Source organism: Mycobacterium decipiens, from assembly GCF_963853665.1.
Lineage (GTDB): Bacteria > Actinomycetota > Actinomycetes > Mycobacteriales > Mycobacteriaceae > Mycobacterium > Mycobacterium decipiens.
Window position 1 is genome coordinate 3,117,211 of sequence record NZ_OY970459.1, and the last position, 16,342, is coordinate 3,133,552.

General features: G+C 65.2%; 18 protein-coding genes. 6 read left to right on the forward strand and 12 right to left on the reverse strand.

The annotated features are described in order from the left end of the window. A complete protein-coding gene (gene mraZ, locus AADZ55_RS13640; protein ID WP_085324235.1) occupies positions 1-432 on the reverse strand; it encodes a division/cell wall cluster transcriptional repressor MraZ in 432 nt (143 codons plus the stop codon). 450 nt (positions 433-882) lie between these two features. After that, complete coding sequence (locus AADZ55_RS13645; RefSeq protein WP_085324236.1) at positions 883-1,287, reverse strand: DUF3040 domain-containing protein; 405 nt, start codon at positions 1,285-1,287, stop codon at positions 883-885. 265 nt (positions 1,288-1,552) lie between these two features. On the opposite strand from AADZ55_RS13645, the gene AADZ55_RS13650 reads away from it, so the two are divergent. Together AADZ55_RS13650 and AADZ55_RS13655 are read left to right on the forward strand one after the other, a co-directional pair. Then, entirely contained in the window at positions 1,553-2,164 is a 612-nt protein-coding gene (locus AADZ55_RS13650) for a GNAT family N-acetyltransferase (protein WP_085324237.1), read from the forward strand. A gap of 121 nt (positions 2,165-2,285) precedes the next feature. Continuing rightward, on the forward strand, positions 2,286-2,945 hold the full coding sequence (locus AADZ55_RS13655) for an LppM family (lipo)protein (RefSeq protein WP_119184915.1): 660 nt from the start codon (positions 2,286-2,288) through the stop codon (positions 2,943-2,945). Here AADZ55_RS13655 and AADZ55_RS13660 read toward each other — a convergent pair. Continuing rightward, positions 2,942-3,847, reverse strand: a complete 906-nt coding sequence (locus AADZ55_RS13660) for a mycobacterial-type methylenetetrahydrofolate reductase (protein WP_085324238.1) — start codon at positions 3,845-3,847, stop codon at positions 2,942-2,944. The two genes, AADZ55_RS13655 and AADZ55_RS13660, sit on opposite strands and share 4 nt — an antisense overlap. 296 nt (positions 3,848-4,143) lie before the next feature. Here AADZ55_RS13660 and idsA2 point away from each other — a divergent pair, with 296 nt between their 5' ends. After that, the gene (gene idsA2 / locus AADZ55_RS13665; RefSeq protein ID WP_085324239.1) at positions 4,144-5,202 is read left to right on the forward strand and encodes a bifunctional (2E,6E)-farnesyl/geranyl diphosphate synthase; all 1,059 of its coding nucleotides are present in this window, start codon (positions 4,144-4,146) and stop codon (positions 5,200-5,202) included. A gap of 3 nt (positions 5,203-5,205) precedes the next feature. Beyond that, positions 5,206-6,756, forward strand: a complete 1,551-nt coding sequence (locus AADZ55_RS13670) for an alpha-(1->6)-mannopyranosyltransferase A (RefSeq protein WP_085324240.1) — start codon at positions 5,206-5,208, stop codon at positions 6,754-6,756. On the opposite strand, the gene AADZ55_RS13675 is transcribed toward AADZ55_RS13670, so the two are convergent. Continuing rightward, entirely contained in the window at positions 6,743-7,147 is a 405-nt protein-coding gene (locus AADZ55_RS13675; protein ID WP_085324241.1) for an Rv2175c family DNA-binding protein, read from the reverse strand. The genes AADZ55_RS13670 and AADZ55_RS13675 overlap by 14 nt on opposite strands. Positions 7,148-7,251: 104 nt before the next feature. Here AADZ55_RS13675 and AADZ55_RS13680 point away from each other — a divergent pair, with 104 nt between their 5' ends. Next, positions 7,252-8,496: a protein kinase domain-containing protein gene (locus tag AADZ55_RS13680; RefSeq protein ID WP_207569048.1), complete on the forward strand. Its 1,245-nt coding sequence runs from the start codon at positions 7,252-7,254 to the stop codon at positions 8,494-8,496. Positions 8,497-8,575: 79 nt separating this feature from the next. Here AADZ55_RS13680 and AADZ55_RS13685 read toward each other — a convergent pair whose 3' ends face one another. The 3 genes from AADZ55_RS13685 to AADZ55_RS13695 form a co-directional block, all read right to left on the reverse strand. Beyond that, positions 8,576-9,964: a class II 3-deoxy-7-phosphoheptulonate synthase gene (locus AADZ55_RS13685; protein ID WP_085324363.1), complete on the reverse strand. Its 1,389-nt coding sequence runs from the start codon at positions 9,962-9,964 to the stop codon at positions 8,576-8,578. An 87-nt stretch (positions 9,965-10,051) separates the two neighbouring features. After that, positions 10,052-10,555, reverse strand: a complete 504-nt coding sequence (locus tag AADZ55_RS13690; protein ID WP_085324243.1) for a polyadenylate-specific 3'-exoribonuclease AS — start codon at positions 10,553-10,555, stop codon at positions 10,052-10,054. A 76-nt stretch (positions 10,556-10,631) separates the two neighbouring features. Continuing rightward, positions 10,632-11,504: a hypothetical protein gene (locus AADZ55_RS13695; RefSeq protein WP_085324244.1), complete on the reverse strand. Its 873-nt coding sequence runs from the start codon at positions 11,502-11,504 to the stop codon at positions 10,632-10,634. Between the two features lie 95 nt (positions 11,505-11,599). On the opposite strand from AADZ55_RS13695, the gene AADZ55_RS13700 reads away from it, so the two are divergent. After that, entirely contained in the window at positions 11,600-12,895 is a 1,296-nt protein-coding gene (locus tag AADZ55_RS13700; protein ID WP_085324245.1) for a glycosyltransferase 87 family protein, read from the forward strand. Here the strand turns inward: AADZ55_RS13700 and AADZ55_RS13705 are convergent, their stop codons facing one another. The 5 genes from AADZ55_RS13705 to AADZ55_RS13725 all read right to left on the reverse strand — a co-directional run bounded on the left by AADZ55_RS13705 (position 12,896) and on the right by AADZ55_RS13725 (position 16,303). Beyond that, positions 12,896-13,639: a lysophospholipid acyltransferase family protein gene (locus AADZ55_RS13705; protein ID WP_085324246.1), complete on the reverse strand. Its 744-nt coding sequence runs from the start codon at positions 13,637-13,639 to the stop codon at positions 12,896-12,898. It lies immediately after the preceding gene. 86 nt (positions 13,640-13,725) lie between these two features. Then, positions 13,726-14,121, reverse strand: coding sequence for a hypothetical protein (locus tag AADZ55_RS13710; RefSeq protein WP_085324364.1), 396 nt, complete (start codon positions 14,119-14,121; stop codon positions 13,726-13,728). Continuing rightward, positions 14,118-15,380: an ArsA family ATPase gene (locus tag AADZ55_RS13715; protein ID WP_207569049.1), complete on the reverse strand. Its 1,263-nt coding sequence runs from the start codon at positions 15,378-15,380 to the stop codon at positions 14,118-14,120. Before AADZ55_RS13715 ends, AADZ55_RS13710 begins: the two co-directional genes overlap by 4 nt. After that, the gene (locus AADZ55_RS13720; RefSeq protein ID WP_085324248.1) at positions 15,377-15,811 is read right to left on the reverse strand and encodes an SRPBCC family protein; all 435 of its coding nucleotides are present in this window, start codon (positions 15,809-15,811) and stop codon (positions 15,377-15,379) included. The genes AADZ55_RS13715 and AADZ55_RS13720 overlap by 4 nt, the downstream gene beginning before the upstream one ends. A gap of 102 nt (positions 15,812-15,913) precedes the next feature. Further along, positions 15,914-16,303: a polyketide cyclase / dehydrase and lipid transport gene (locus AADZ55_RS13725; protein ID WP_085324249.1), complete on the reverse strand. Its 390-nt coding sequence runs from the start codon at positions 16,301-16,303 to the stop codon at positions 15,914-15,916. Positions 16,304-16,342 lie beyond the last annotated feature (39 nt).

Below are 16,342 nucleotides of genomic sequence, written 5' to 3' on the forward strand. Positions count from 1 at the left end.
TCAGAAGATGTCGCCGAGTGCTTCATCGCTGGCGGCGGAGAAGTTCTCTTCATGGATTTGTTGGTAGTTCTGCCAGGCCTGCGCATCCCAGATCTCGAGATAGTCGACCGCTCCGATCACCACACAGTCCTTGGAAAGGCTCGCGTAGCGGCGGTGGTCTGCCGACAGCGTGATCCGGCCTTGACCGTCAGGATGCTGTTCGTCGGTCCCGGCGGCGAGGTTACGCAGGAACGCTCTCGCCTCGGGATTGCTTCGTGGTGCCTTGCTCGCCCGGCGCGCTAACTGCTCGAACTCCGCCCGCGGGTAGACGGCGAGGCTGTGATCTTGGCTCTTGGTGACCATCAACCCCCCTGCCAACGCGTCGCGAAACTTGGCCGGCAGCGTCAGCCGCCCCTTGTCGTCGAGTTTGGGCGTGTAGGTGCCCAGAAACACCGGGCACCTCCCACTCGGTCTCGCCACTCACCCAAACACTTCAGCCACCATACCCCACGATCCCCCACTTCGCCCCATTTCTTGAGCGTCGGAGTGCCGTATTGCCACCCATTCGCCACTCCGACTCGCTTGACGACCGCCCGCAGCCGCTCCCGCGACCTAGTGGCGACATCCGGAAACCGCATTTCAGGGACCCCAAAGCGGGTGTACGGGGCCTAGGTGGGGCCAAGTGGGGCACAACTGGGGCTCAAAGCGGACTCGGTGTGGCTTACCGCCGGTGACGACGAGGCCAGAGCTTCCCGAGCCTGCGCCCATTCCGCCGACCTGCGCCCATGGCGAGGATGTGTCGCGCAAGTGCGCCCGCACCGCAGAATCGGTTCCGATACGGTGCACGCGAAACAAAAAGCGGGACCGCCGGTGGCTGCCCCGCTGCGTCTGGTGGCGTTTCGCTTACTCGTCGAAGCGGCGCCGGAACCGATCTTCCATGCGGCTAGTGAATGAGCCCCCGGCTCCCTTGGTACGACGCTGGCGCGACGCTCCGGGTGCCGACCCGCCACGATCTACCCTGCCGGACAATCGCGGACCGGTGATGGCGTACACCACACCACCGAACATCACCACAAAGCCCAAAACGCTGAGTATCGGGAAGCTCCCGATCATCGTCGCTTTGAATGCCACGCCGGAAACCAGCATCCCCAAACCGATGACGAACAACGCCGCGCCCTGCAGACGCCGCCGAGCGGTGGGCGCGCGGAAGCCTCCGCCACGGACGCTCGACGCAAACTTGGGGTCCTCGGCGTAGAGAGCGCTCTCGATCTGATCGAGCATCCGCTGCTCATGATCGGAGAGTGGCATTCGTCCCTCCTTGCCGACAGACTGTCACGTAATACCGTTAACACGCGGATGCCCGTTGCGCGGGCAACTAACTCAGATGATACGAGGTCAATCTGCGCCGTACCACTGGTTCGCAGGCGATTCTATCCCGGCCGCGCCGCCGCGCCGAGCTAGGCCGAAAGGCTCGCGCGGTACAACCCGCGTCCGGCCCCGGCCGCATCGTCGGCTTGTCCGATACTAGTGCGGAAGCACGCACCGATACATCACCTGAGGAGGACACCGCGAGTTGGCGATATTCCTCATCGATCTGCCGCCGAGCGATATGGAGCGCCGCCTCGGCGACGCTCTGACAGTGTATGTCGACGCGATGCGTTATCCGAGGGGCACCGAGAATCAGCGCGCCGCAATGTGGCTGGAGCACATCCGGCGGCGCGGCTGGCAAGCGGTCGCGGCCGTAGAAGTAGCGGAAGCCGATCACGGCAGCAACGCTGCGCGTCCCTCGGCTGTCGAACTAAGTGACGCACCAATGCTCGGAGTGGCCTACGGCTATCCGGGGGCACCCGGTCAGTGGTGGCAACAGCAGGTAGTGGTGGGCTTGCTACGCAGCGGCTCTCCGCCGCTGGAAATCGCTCGGCTGATGACCAGCTACTTCGAGTTGACCGAATTGCACATCCTTCCCCGCGCCCAGGGCCGTGGCCTCGGCGAGGCATTGGCCCGCCGACTGCTCGCCAGCCGTGACGAGGACCACGTCCTGCTCTCCACCCCGGAGAGCAACGGCGAGGACAATCGGGCATGGCGGTTGTACCGAAGGTTGGGATTCACGGACATCATCCGCGGCTACCATTTCGCCGGTGACCCACGCGCATTCGCGATCTTGGGTCGCGCGCTACCGCTCTAGCCCGCACACCCGACGGCTTGCCCAAGCGGCACACCCGGTCTGGCACGATGACCTGGTGCGCGCCAGCTCTCCCCCACTGCCAGCCCATCGATCCCGAGCGGCAAGGACCCGACGTCGCCGCATGCTGGCCATGGCGATGCTATTGATGCTGGTGCCCTTGGCTACCGGATGCCTGCGGGTCAGAGCCTCGATCACCATTTCACCGGATGACCTGGTGTCCGGGGAGATCATCGCCGCGGCCAAACCGAAAAACAGCAAAGACAACGGTCCCCAGCTCGACGGCGATGTGCCGTTCAGCCAGAAGGTCGCGATCTCGAACTACGACAGCGACGGCTATGTGGGGTCGCAAGCGGTGTTTTCCGATTTGACGTTTGCCGAGCTGCCGCAGTTGGCCAACATGAACTCCGATGCGGCCGGGGTAAACCTGTCGCTACACCGAAACGGCAACATAGTGATCCTGGAAGGCCGGGCGGACCTAACGTCGGTAACTGATCCCGACGCCGATGTTGAGTTGACCGTCGCCTTCCCCGGAACGGTGACTTCCACCAATGGCGACCGCATCGAGCCCGAGGTGGTGCAGTGGAAGCTCAAACCCGGCGTCGTGAGCACCATGAGTGCGCAGGCCCGCTACACCGATCCCAACACCCGGTCGTTCACCGGGGCAGGCATTTGGTTGGGGATCGCCTCGTTCGCGGCCGCGGCCGTGGTGGCGGTGCTGGCGTGGACTAGCCGGGACCGCTCCCCGCGTTTCACCGCTTCAAGCGATCCGCCAGCCGGCTAGTTCGGCCTGGCCGGCTCGGCGGGCGACCAGTAGGCAAGCATTTCCGCGAAGGTCTCGAAAGCCGCCCCCGAAACGCCATACGTAGCCTCCAGATGGATGCTCAGCGGAAAGCCCAGATCGGCGACGCCGTCCAGCACGCGCTTGTACAGGTCGACCATGAGCCGGCGCTTGTGTGCAGGTTCGCTGCCGGCCAGCCTCTTCACGAACGCCTGCTCGTCGGCCACCGCAGCGTTGCCCGGGTCTTGGATCAGCCAGTTGATCAGGCCGATGCGGGTCTCGACCTTCGGGACAAATCCGAACGACAACAGAATCTCGGGCCGGTGTTCGGTGGTCTTGGCGAACTCGCGGAGGAAACCCACGATGGCGTCGGAATACAACAGCTGCGTCATGCCGTAGGTCGCGCCCTGCTTGCACTTGAAATTGAGCCGGCCCTGCTCGCCGTCTCGGGTCGGGATCACGATCACGCCGCGGTTAGCCACCAGCTGGCGATACAGCGACAGGGCATCCGTCGGCGCGACCCCGGAGCCCTCGCCGTCATTCATCGTGCGCGGTACGCCGACGAAAACGACGCCTTCCATGCCGGCATCGGACAGATCGACCAGCCGGCGGTGCAGGGATAACTCGTCCATGAACGCGGTCACCTGCGTACACAGGCCGGCGACCCCCGGCAACTCGGGTTTGATGATCGACCAGAAGTCGAGCACATCCAGCTTCGGCTCCATCGGAATGGGCCGATCTTCATCCTCGGCGATCATCCCCGGCATCATCACGTGGCGGATCCGGCCGGCGAGCCCGGAGGCAGCCGAGTACTGCACTACTTTGCGCGCATCTTCAATTGCCCGCTCCTTGCCACCGTCGATGTTCGGCGGCACCAGCTCAAGCGCGATCGTGTTGAGGGTCACACGGCTCCTCTTCGTCAGACGAGTATTTTCTTGGCCGCTTGTGGGCGCCACGCCGCGCAAACCGTTGTGTTGGGCCTGGCGGGCCAGCCAACCCAGGTCACTGCAGACAGCATAGGCGCGAAATAGTCAGTTAGTCGAAGCAACTTGTGCGGCTGCCGCGAGCCGCACCCGCCCGAATCATCGAAAGACGGCCACTCGCGGCGAGGCGGAATACACTGTCGGGCCATAGGTACGCCGAGTAAGAAAGGGGCGCCGCGCTGAGCCTGAATGCACCGGCAGCAGCGGCAACGGTCGAAGTGGCCGGCGCCATTACCGACCAACTGCGGCGGTATTTGCAGGACCGTCGCAGTGCGGCCGCCCATATCGGTAGCGACTACGACGGCCTGATCGCCGACCTCGAGGATTTTGTTCTCGGCGGCGGCAAGCGGCTGCGACCGGTATTCGCCTACTGGGGATGGCAGGCCGTGGCCACTCGGGAACCCGATCCTGATGTGCTGCTGCTGTTTTCCGCGCTGGAGCTGCTGCACGCCTGGGCGCTGGTGCACGACGACCTGATCGACTCTTCCGCCACCCGACGTGGCCGACCGACGGCCCACATGCGCTACGCCGCGCTGCACCGCGATCGGGATTGGCGGGGATCGGCGGACCAGTTCGGGATATCGGCGGCCATCCTGCTCGGCGACGTCGCGCAGGCCTGGGCCGACGACATAGTCTCCCAGGGCTGCCAGGCCGCCCTGTCACCCGACGCCCAGCGGCGGGTCCGCCGGGTGTGGGCCGATATCCGCACCGAGGTGCTGGGCGGGCAATACCTCGACATCGTCGCCGAAGCCAGTGCCACAGAGTCGATCGAGTCGGCGATGAACGTCGCGACCCTTAAGACCGCCTGCTATACGGTGGCGCGACCGCTTCAGCTCGGGACGGCCGCCGCCGCCGACAGACCCGACGTAGCGACCATCTTCGAGCAGTTCGGCACGGACCTCGGCGTGGCGTTCCAGCTGCGCGACGACGTGCTCGGCGTGTTTGGGGACCCGGTGGTGACGGGCAAACCGTCCGGGGACGACCTGAAGTCCGGCAAGCGCACCGTGCTGGTGGCCGAAGCAGTGGCATTAGCGGACAGGTCGGACCCCCCGGCGGCCAAACTACTACGGACCTCGATTGGCACCCAACTGACTGACGCCCAGGTAACCGAACTGCGTAACACCATCGAGGCGGTCGGTGCGCTGGCCGCCGCGGAAAGCCGCATCGCCGCGCTCACTCAACGGGCACTGGCCACGCTGGCGACCGCACCCATTAACGCAACAGCCAAGGCCAGGCTGTCCGAACTGGCCCGGATGGCCACCAACCGGTCCGCCTGACCAATGAGCATTCCGACCCACACCCCAGTACCCGACTCGGCAACAGCGAAAGGTTCTGTTATCCAACATCTTTCGCGGCTTTGGGCCTTCGCTACCGCCCCGCAGGGCGGACCGGCGCGGCAGGGTTTCGTCGGCGCGGTGCTGATCACCGCCGGCGGGCTGGGAGCCGGCAGCGTCCGGCAGCATGACCCGCTACTGGAGTCGATTCACATGTCCTGGCTGCGCTTCGGCCACGGACTAGTGCTGTCGTCCATTCTGTTGTGGGCGGGCGTGGGTGTGATGTTGATTGCGTGGCTGGGGTTGGGCCGGCGTGTCGTCGCCGGCGAAGCCACAGAGTTCACCATGAGGGCGACCACCGCTATCTGGTTGGCGCCGCTACTGCTGTCGGTGCCCGTGTTTAGCCGGGACACCTATTCATATCTCGCCCAGGGTGCACTTCTGCGCGACGGTCTGGATCCTTACGCGGTAGGCCCGGTTGGCAATCCCAATGCGCTCCTGGACGACGTAAGTCCGATCTGGACGATCACCACCGCACCCTACGGTCCGGCGTTCATCCTGGTCGCGAAGTTCGTGACGATAATCGTCGGCAATAACGTCGTCGCCGGAACCATGGTGTTGCGCCTGTGCATGCTGCCCGGTCTGGCGCTGCTGGTATGGGCCACTCCCCGCCTGGCCCACCATCTCCGCGCTGACGGCCCGACCGCGCTGTGGATCTGCGTGCTCAACCCACTGGTCCTCATCCACCTGATGGGCGGGGTGCACAACGAGATGCTGATGGTGGGCCTGATGACCGCGGGTATCGCGCTGACCTTCCGGGGCCGCAATGTTGCGGGGATCATCCTGATCACGGTTGCGATCGCGGTGAAAGCCACCGCGGGAATCTCGTTGCCCTTCTTGGTCTGGGTTTGGATGCGCCATTTGCGGGAGCGCCGTGGGTACCGACCCGCCCAGGCGTTCCTCGCGGCCACCGCGATATCGCTGCTGATCTTCGTCGCGGTGTTCGCGGTGTTGTCTGCGGTGGCCGGCGTCGGCCTGGGCTGGCTGACCGCGCTGGCCGGTTCGGTGAAGATCATCAACTGGCTGACCGTGCCGACAGGGGCGGCCAACTTGATGCACGCACTGGGCAGCGGGTTCTTCACGGTCGACTTCTACACGCTGCTGAGGATCACCCGGCTCATCGGAATCGTGATCATCGTGGTGTCACTGCCGCTGTTGTGGTGGCGGTTCCGGCGCGACGACCGGGCGGCGCTGACCGGCATCGCTTGGTCGATGCTAGTCGTGGTGTTGTTCGTACCCGCAGCCCTCCCCTGGTACTACTCCTGGCCACTGGCGATCGTTGCCCCATTGGCCCAGTCACGACGAGCGATCGCGGCCATCGCCGGGATCTCGACCTGGGTGATGGTGATCTTCAAACCCGATGGATCCCATGGGATGTATTCGTGGCTGCACTTCTGGATCGCCACCGCCTGCGCACTGACGGCCTGGTATGCGCTGTACCGGGCTCCGGACCAGCGTGCTGAGAAAGCCGCAACACCCGCGGTCAGTACGCCATAGCCTGCGCCCGGCGCACCACCTCGCGAGCCTGGTGGGCATGCAAGGCGTCGACGGGGCGGGCGTTGCTGACGGCATCACGCGAGCCGTCGCGGGTGATGGTCAGCGACGGGTCGGGGGTGAACAGCCAACGCACGATCTCTGTGTCGCGATAGCCGCCGTCGTGCAGGATGGTCAACAGTCCCGGCAGGCTTTTGACCACCTGACCGGAGGTGGTGAAGAAGACCTGAGGGATCACCACACCACCAGCGCGCCGCACCGCGACCAGATGGCCTTCCCGCAGCTGCTGAGCTACCTTGCTGACCGGAACACCGAGCAGTTCGGCGACCCGGGACAGGTCGTAGATTGGTTCGTCGGGATCCAGAACATCGTCCCCGGCGGGAATGCTGCCCACTCGCGCAAGTGTAGAGGCTGGTGCGCGCACAGGTGTGGGCGTTGGCCTACGTTCTCCCACCCAATCGCAGCGCCACCTACGATGGGCCCGTGGTCGAAGCTGGATTGCCCGGCTCTCCCCGGCAAGCGAGTGGGGGAACGTCCCGATCGCACCCATTGGACAGCGGGTTGCTGGATGGCCGCTATCTGGTCCAGGGCAAAATCGCCAGCGGCGGTACCTCGACGGTCTACCGGGGCCTGGACGTCCGGCTCGACCGCCCCGTCGCGCTGAAGGTGATGGATTCGCGCTACGCGGGTGACCAGCAGTTTCTGACCCGCTTCCGCTTGGAGGCCCGCACCGTCGCCCGGCTAAAAAATCCCGGGTTGGTCGCGGTCTACGACCAGGGCCTAGATTCCCGGCACCCGTTCCTGGTGATGGAGCTCATCGAGGGCGGCACACTGCGCGAGCTGCTGGTGGAACGTGGTCCGATGCCCCCACATGCCGTGGTGGCGGTGCTTCGCCCGGTGCTGGGCGGGCTGGCGGCCGCGCACCGAGCCGGTCTGGTGCATCGCGATGTCAAGCCCGAGAACATCCTGATCTCCGACGACGGCGACGTCAAAATCGCCGACTTCGGGTTGGTCCGCGCCGTAGCCACCGCTTCAATCACGTCCGCCAGCGTCATCCTGGGCACCGCGGCCTACCTGTCCCCTGAACAGGTCCGCGATGGAAACGCCGGTCCTCGAAGCGATGTCTACTCTGTCGGGATTCTCACCTACGAGCTGCTGACCGGGCGCACACCGTTCACCGGCGACTCGGCCTTGTCGATCGCGTATCAACGGCTTGATGCTGATGTGCCGAGCGCCAGTGCTGTGATCGACGGTGTTCCTCCACAATTCGACGAGCTGGTGGCGTGCGCAACCGCCCGCGACCCCGCCCACCGATACGCAGATGCGATCGAGATGGGCGCAGATCTGGACGCGATCGCCGAGGAGCTAGACCTGCCGGAATTCCTGGTGCCGGCGCCACGCAACTCCGCCCAACACCGGTCAGCGGCCTTGCACCACAGCCTGATGGCCCAGCAGCCGCGGCCGGGTACCAAACCAGTTCACCACCCCACTCGCCAATTGACTCTCGAACCCGGCGATTGGTCCGAGCGGGCGCGACCGGCCCAGCCAGAGCTCGAATCGGACGAGTATCACCACGAGCCGATCTCAGGCCAATTCGCTGGTATCTCGATGGACGAATTCATCTGGGCACGCCAGCACGCCCGCCGCATGGTGCTCATCTGGGTGGCGATCGTGCTGGCGGTCACGGGGCTGGTCGCGACCGCGGCCTGGACCGTCGGAAGCAATCTGAGTGGACTTCTTTGATCGCGCAACGGATTTCGAGCGCCCATGGCCGGGACCGGACGCGGTCTCACCCTGGCGCTACGCTCGACGCGCCAAAGGTTTAGTCGCGCAACATCTCCGCGACGAGGAACGCCAACTCCAGCGACTGCTGGGTATTCAGCCGCGGATCACACGCCGTCTCATACCGGCCGGCCAAGTCGTGGTCGGAGATATCTTGAGCGCCACCAAGACATTCGGTGACGTTCTCGCCGGTGATCTCGACGTGGATGCCGCCCGGATGGGTGCCCAGCGCACGGTGCACCTCGAAGAAACCCTGCACTTCATCGACAATGCGATCGAAGTGGCGAGTCTTGTACCCGGTGGACGACTCGTGGGTGTTGCCGTGCATCGGGTCGCACTGCCAGATCACCTGATGACCGGCGGCCTGAACCTTCTCGACAATGGGCGGCAGCAGGTCGCGGACCTTGTTGTTGCCCAACCTGCTCACAAACGTCAGCCGGCCCGGCTTGTTGTGCGGGTCGAGCCGCTCAACGTACTCCACGGCGAGTTCCGGAGTCATGCTGGGGCCCATCTTGATACCGATCGGGTTGGCGATCAGCTCGGCGAACGCAACGTGTGCGCCATCGAGTTGACGGGTTCGCTCGCCGATCCACACGGTGTGCGCCGACAGGTCAAACAGTTGCAGCTCGCCGTCCTCGACGTCAGACAACCTCAACATGGCCCGCTCGTAGTCGAGCACCAAAGCCTCATGACTGGCATAGATTTCGGCGGTCTGCAGGTTGCGGTCGGCCACCCCGCAGGCACTCATGAACCGCAGCCCCCGATCGATCTCGGTGGCCAGCGCCTCATAGCGGGCGCCCGCCGGCGAGGTCCGGACGAATTCCCGGTTCCAATCGTGGACCAGGTGCAGCGACGCCAAGCCCGACGAGGTCAGCGCGCGCACCAGGTTCATCGCCGCGCTGGCGTTGGCGTAGGCGCGGACCAGCCGTGACGCGTCGTGCTCGCGCGCTTCGGCGTCCGGGGGGAAGCCGTTGATCATGTCGCCCCGGTAGGACCGCAGGCCCAGCGCGTCGATGTCGGCCGACCGGGGCTTGGCGTACTGACCCGCGATGCGGGCCACCTTCACCACCGGCATGCTGGCGCCGTAGGTCAGCACCACAGCCATCTGCAACAAGGCGCGGACATTGCCCCGGATGTGGGGTTCGGTGTTGTCCATGAACGTCTCGGCGCAGTCGCCGCCCTGCAGCAGGAACGCCTCACCCTGTGCCACCTGGGCCAGCTGCTCCTGCAGCCGGAGAATCTCGGACGGCACCGTCACCGGCGGCACGCTCTCCAAGACCGTGCGCATCGCCAAGGCCTGGTCGGCGGGCCAGCTGGGTTGCTGGGCCGCCGGCTTGGCCAGCGCGGCATCCAGCCGGGCCCGTAGGTCAGCCGGCAGCGGCGGAAGCGATGGGAGCTTGTCGATCGGTATGTCGACGGTCCAGTTCATCGGTCCATCGTAACCGGGGATTCCCCGACAGCTGACCAGGACGAACGTCACCGGGGACCGTCCTTGCCGGCGGGATCTGATTGTGCCTCAGTGGGCGCCGCCGTCCGCATCGTCCACGGACGTGATGAGCCGGAATCGACGCAGCTGATCCCGGGCGTCGACCAGTGCGTCGTGGGCGTCGCGCGGCCGCGGCGGCATTCGGGGGGATCCCCGGTCCTCCCACAACTGCCGCAGTTCCCGGGTGAAACGGGGCACCGCGGGTGGCAAGGCAGTCATCGGGCCCCACAGCTGACACAACGCTACGTGGTCATAGGCCCCCACCCAGGCCCACAACTCGATCGGATCTTTGCCGTCGACCCTGAGGAACTCTTCCAGGCCAAGACGAATCTGCTGACGCGAGCGCCACAATTGCGAGGCGGGGGGCGGTAGCTTGGGCAGCACATGAGCGCGCACCCAGCTGCCAGCCCGCTCGGGATCGAATTCCGTGGACACCGCGTAATATTCGCGGCCGTCCTCGGCAACCACCCCGATCGAGATCAACTCGATGGTGCGCCCATCCTCGATGAATTCGGTGTCGTAGAAGTAGCGCACCGCCGCAGCCTAATGGGAATCGATCGGCGTGCCGTTGAGGGGCTGGTGTCCTAGGCAACCACCAGGCCGGGTCCGATCAGGCCGAGCCGCCGACGAGAATGGACTCGCTTCCCTCCGGCGGTGGTGCCGGGCGCACGTCCTGGTCGAGCTGTGCGTCGATCGCTCGCTCGTCGGGCATCCGCGGCGTACCGGCGATCGCGCACTGCAGCCACAGCTTGGCCCGCACCACCGGGCGGCGCCATCTCCGTTCCCGCTGAAGCGCACGGCGCATCCTGTCCGGTCGGCTGGTGTACCGCCAGCGGGCCCACGGAGCATGCGGACGCGATAGCCGGATGGCACCGACGACCAACAGCACGACGATGAACATACCGAGCAGACCGGTCCAGACCTTGCCCTTGAGCAACACCACCACCGCCAGCGGCAACGTCACTACCAATCCTGAGACCAGCGTGGTCTGTAACACCACCCAATCGGTGCCCAACCGGACCGGCAGGAAGAACATCAGCGGGTGTAGGCCCATTATCAACAGTCCCGCAACGGCCACCGCTGCAAAGACGGCGTCCACGGACGTGCGTCCGTCTTCCTCCCAATAAACGTCGGACAGGTGCAGGATCAGTGCGTACTCGTCGAGCACCAAGGCGGCCCCGATTCCGAATAGAATCGCCGCGATGGTGAACTCGGGTTCTTGGCCGTCGATCGACAAGGTGACCAAGGTCAGCCCGGAGATCATCACCAGCACCACTCCGAACGCCACATGGTGGATGTGCACCGACCCGATGTGGATATTTCGCGGCTGCCACCACCTGGGCGGCCGGCCGGCGGCGGCGCGACGGCGAATAATGCGCACAAAAGTACGCGTGACAAAAAAGGTCAGGATGAAGGCGACCAAGCAGCACAACAGCGGCAGTCGGCCACGGTCGACGATATCGTGCTGCAGCCAGTGGAACACCCCAAAAAACCTACGCCCACCTTGCCGCCGCGCCACGCGGCGCCGCGCTGCGCCACCATGCGGGCGTACGCCAAGCCATTAGGCTGTTCTGCGACATGAGTACATGGCGGGCGCCCGACGTGGGCAGTCGACTCGGGCGGATCTTGTTGTGGTGCCCGCTGTGGCTGCTGGCCGCCATGGCGCTGGGCTACGTTTCGTGGCGGTTGTTCGGGCACACGCCGTATCGCATCGATATCGACATCTATCAGATGGGCGCTCAGGCCTGGTTGGACGGGCGTCCGCTCTACAGTGGCCCACATAGCGGCGAGGTGTCGTTCCACACACCTATCGGGCTGAACCTCCCATTCACCTATCCCCCGCTGGCGGCGGTGCTGTTCAGCCCGTTCGCCTGGTTGCAGATGCCGGCCGCCAGCGTCGCGATCACGCTGCTGACCCTGGTATTACTCGTCATCTCGACGACGGTTGTGCTGACTCGCCTCGACGTGTGGACGTCCTCGACCGTGGTGGCTGGGCCGGCCTGGTTGCGCAGGTTGTGGTTGGCCGTGATCATCGTGGCTCCGGCAACAATTTGGCTGGAGCCGATCAGCTCGAACTTCGCTTTCGGTCAGATCAACGTCGTGCTCATGACCCTGGTGATCCTCGATTGCTTCCCGCGCCGAACGCCCTGGCCACGTGGGCTGATGTTGGGGTTGGGGATAGCCCTCAAACTCACCCCGGCGGTGTTTCTGCTCTACTTCCTGCTGCGTCGGGACGGCCGAGCCACAATGACGGCATTGGCGTCGTTCGTGGTCGCCACGCTGCTCGGCTTCGCCCTGGCCTGGCGCGATTCGTGGGAGTACTGGACGCATACCCTCCGCCACACGGATCGGATCGGCGCCGCCGCCTTGAACACCGACCAGAACATCGCGGGGGCACTCGCACGGTTGGCGCTCGGCGAAGACGAACGCTTTCTGCTGTGGGTAGCCGGGTCCTTGCTCGTATTGGCAGCGACCATATGGGCGATGCGGCGAGTGTTGCGGGCCGGCGAGCCGACCCTGGCCGTGATCTGCGTCGCCCTCTTCGGGTTAATGGTTTCGCCGGTTTCGTGGTCACACCACTGGGTGTGGATGCTGCCGGCCGTGCTGGTGATCGGGCTACTGGGTTGGCGGCGCCGCAACGTCGCGCTGGCCGTGGTCAGCCTCACCGGGGTGGCGCTGATGAGGTGGACGCCGATCGACCTGCTTCCCCAACACCGGGAGACGACCGCGGTCTGGTGGCGTCAACTCGCGGGGATGTCCTATGTGTGGTGGGCGATTGCAGTCATCGTCGTTTCCGGACTCACCGTCACCGCCAGGATGACGCCGCAGCGCGCACCCACGCGCGGACTGGCCCCGCTATCGGTGGCCAGCTGACTAGCCGGCGGCTGTCTCGGGGATTCGTGCGGCATCCTTAGAACCGGGATTTGCGGCGGCATCAGCAGCATTGCCGCCGTATTTGATGCTGGCGGCGTAGATGTCGACGTACTCCTGACCGGAGAGCCCCATCAGCTCGTAGATCACTTCGTCGGTAACGGCCCGCTCGATGAAATGGTTACCGGCCAACCCTTCGAACCGCGAGAAGTCCATCGGCTTGCCGAAGCGAACGGTGACTCTGCCGAACCGCAACATTTTCTTGCCTGGCGGGTTGACGACGTTGGTACCGATCATCGCCACCGGAATCACCGGAACCCCGGTGTGCAACGCCAGCCGGGCCAGGCCGGTCTTGCCCTTGTAGAGCCGACCGTCTGGCGAGCGAGTGCCTTCGGGGTACATGCCCAGCAGCTTGCCCTGACCCAGCAGCACCACTGCCGTTTCCAGTGCGCCCTGCGCGGAGTCGGCATTGGTGCGGTCGATGGGCACCTGGCCGGAGACGCTGTAGAACCAGCGGTTGAACCAGCCTTTCAGCCCGGTGCCGGTGAAGTACTCCGACTTCGCGAGGAACCAGATCCGGCGGCGCACCACCAACGGAAGGTAGAAGCTATCCGCCACCGCGAGATGATTGCTGGCGAGGATGGCCGGCCCCGAACTCGGGATATATTCCAGCCCTTCAACTTTCGGGCGAGCCAGCAGCGTAAAGAGCGGGCCCATGAAGATGTACTTGAACAGGTAGTACCACATGGCCCTCCCTCTCGCCCCACACCGGCCGGTGTCTGCGCCAACTGTACCCATCCGCAATGGCTCCGACCACCTGTGGGGGCGGCGGCTCACTCCTCGATGGTAACCGGGATGGCCTGGTAGCGGGATCGCACGCCAGTATCGCCGTCGGTGCTCCCGTTGCCTGACTCGGTGGTCTGGCCGCCGCCGGGCGGACCTTCGGGCGGCGGTTTCGCCGTCCGGTCGATGTCGGAGACGATGGCGCGGATCACCTCCAGCAGCGCGACACTGTGATCCGCGATGACCGTTAACAACGGGTGCTGCTCGCCGGTTACCAACGCGGCCAACGCACACACCGGACACCACACCTGCTGGCACTTGCCGGTCCCGGGACCTCCGCCCGAAGTCATCGCCGCAGCCGCCCGCACCGCGGGGTCGATCCCGTCCAGGATTGCCTGCGCGAGCCTGCGCAGCTCGGGACCAACGTCGGTATGAGCCCCACTCACCTCGGCCACACCTCCGGATTTGGTCGGAAACGAACTGTCAGCTCACCACCCCGCAGATGCGCGTCCAGCACCGTGCACCTCCGCAGTACGGACGCCAACCGAACTCGGCGCCGCATCCCGCCCGAACTGATGATCAAGTCGTCGTCGGCCCGCCCCAGCGTCAGCGTCCCGGGATCGAGCTGGGGCAACGCTAGTCGCAGTCGGTATATCGACGCCAATCCCGACCCGGATTCCAGGTCCACGATAGGCCGCAGCGGGCCGGGCGGCGCACCTCCCCGACGCCGACGGGCACTGTCGAGCAGCCCGCCCAGCGCCTTGGGACCGATCGGCTCGCCGGCCACGTGCGGAACCAGCACGAGCGCCACGTCACCGATGGTGGCGTCGAGCTCATCGAGGACAGCGCGTTGCTCACAGATGCGTTCGGCATACCAGTAGAACGCCGGATGGTCGGGCAGACTGCGGTACTCGTAGTTCTCGTCTTGAACTAGAACCTGATTGACGAGCAGCTCTTCGACGCGCACACCCATGAGCACCAACGAACCCAGCGTCCGAGCCGCCTCAGCCGCGACCACCCGCTCCGGAGTCAGCACCAGGTGCGCACTGACCAAGGCACCGTCGGTTAGCAATGCGCTTAGCCGCTCGACGCTGGCGCTGATGCGTTCCAGCAGCTCCACCACCGCCGCTGAGCGGCGATCGTCGGCGGCGATGCTAAGCCTGCGATGCCGCGGCCACGCACGCTCGACGTACAGCCCGAAGGTGGCGGGCAGAGTCAACATCCGCAGGGCATCGGCAGTCGAGGCGCAGTCGACAACGATCCGATCCCATCGTCCAGCCGCAGCGAGTTCGCCGACGGCGTGCAGCCCCAGGACTTCCTGGATCCCTGGCAGCGCTGAGAGTTCTTCGGGCGCAATGCTGCTCAATTCGGAGCCGGGAAATCGCCGGTCCAGTGTCTCGACCACGTGCTGCCACCGGTCCTCCGACAGGGCCAGGGTATCCAGCGCCAGCGCGTCGAGAAATCCACCTCCGGCCTCGGGGTCGTAGGCGAGCACACGAACGGGATCACCCTGGCCGGTCGGCCGCACAGCGATGCCCAGTACATCGCCCAGCGAGTGCGCCTGATCGGTGGACACCACAAGCACTCGCTGACCGGCGCCCGCATCGCAAACCGCGGTAGCGGACGCCAGGGTGGATTTCCCTACCCCGCCTTTGCCAACGAAGAGGCTGATCCTTGCCGGGGCAGTGGAAAAGGATTCACTCAGCCCTCGACTCGTTTCTTCAGATCTTTCAACGCCCCGTCGATCAACCTGCGCTCGGCCTTGCGTTTGAGCATCCCGATCATCGGGATGGCAAGGTCGACCGAGAGTTCGTAGGTGACCTCAGTCCCAGAACCCTTGGGCGCCAGTCGATATGTCCCTTCGAGGGACTTCAGCAGCGAGCTGGATTCGAGAGTCCAGCTGAGCCATTGGCGGTCCGCCGGCCACTCGTAGGCCATGATCAAGGTGTCCTTGAAGATGGCTGCATCCATCAACATCCGCGCTCGCAGGGGGTAACCTTCGTCGTCGGCCTCCAGGATTTCGACTTCCTTGTACTCCGAAATCCATTCCGGGTAGGCCTCGACGTCGGCGATCGCCTTCATCACCTCACCCGGATGCGCATCGATGTAGATCGTCTGCGTCGTCTTGTCCGCCACCTAGCTACTTCCCCTTCCCCGCAAGCGGGTCGACCCCGGTCAACTGCGGGAGCTCCCGATCTCCCGGCAGAAACGGTACTCCTCGTGCCAACCCTGACCCGGTTAAATTACCGGAGAAACTCCAATGGGGCGTGCCCGTTCCAGCACTGTCTTGACCTCAAAGGCCATATTCTTACCCGCGACGCGGCGCCGGTGCGTCATTCTGGCCAAGTTCATCCGGGCCAGCTGCCAGGCGGCCATGCCGGTCGGTTCGGCATGCAGGAAGTAGTGCAACACCACCCCATCCAACGCCGGTTGCAGCCAGACCTCCATGGTGCCGGTCAGGGCGCCGGTAACCGCCCACCTGATTCCCTTCTCGGCACGATCTTCGGTGACCTGTAGCCGCAGATCAGGCCACCATCGACGCCAACTCGACCGATCGGCGACGGCGGCTCCGACCCGTTCGCCATCGGCGGCGACATACGTCTCATCCGCGATCTGGATGCTGTTCATCGCCTCAGCTTCACATACCCGCATCAGCGAGCGCCGCGC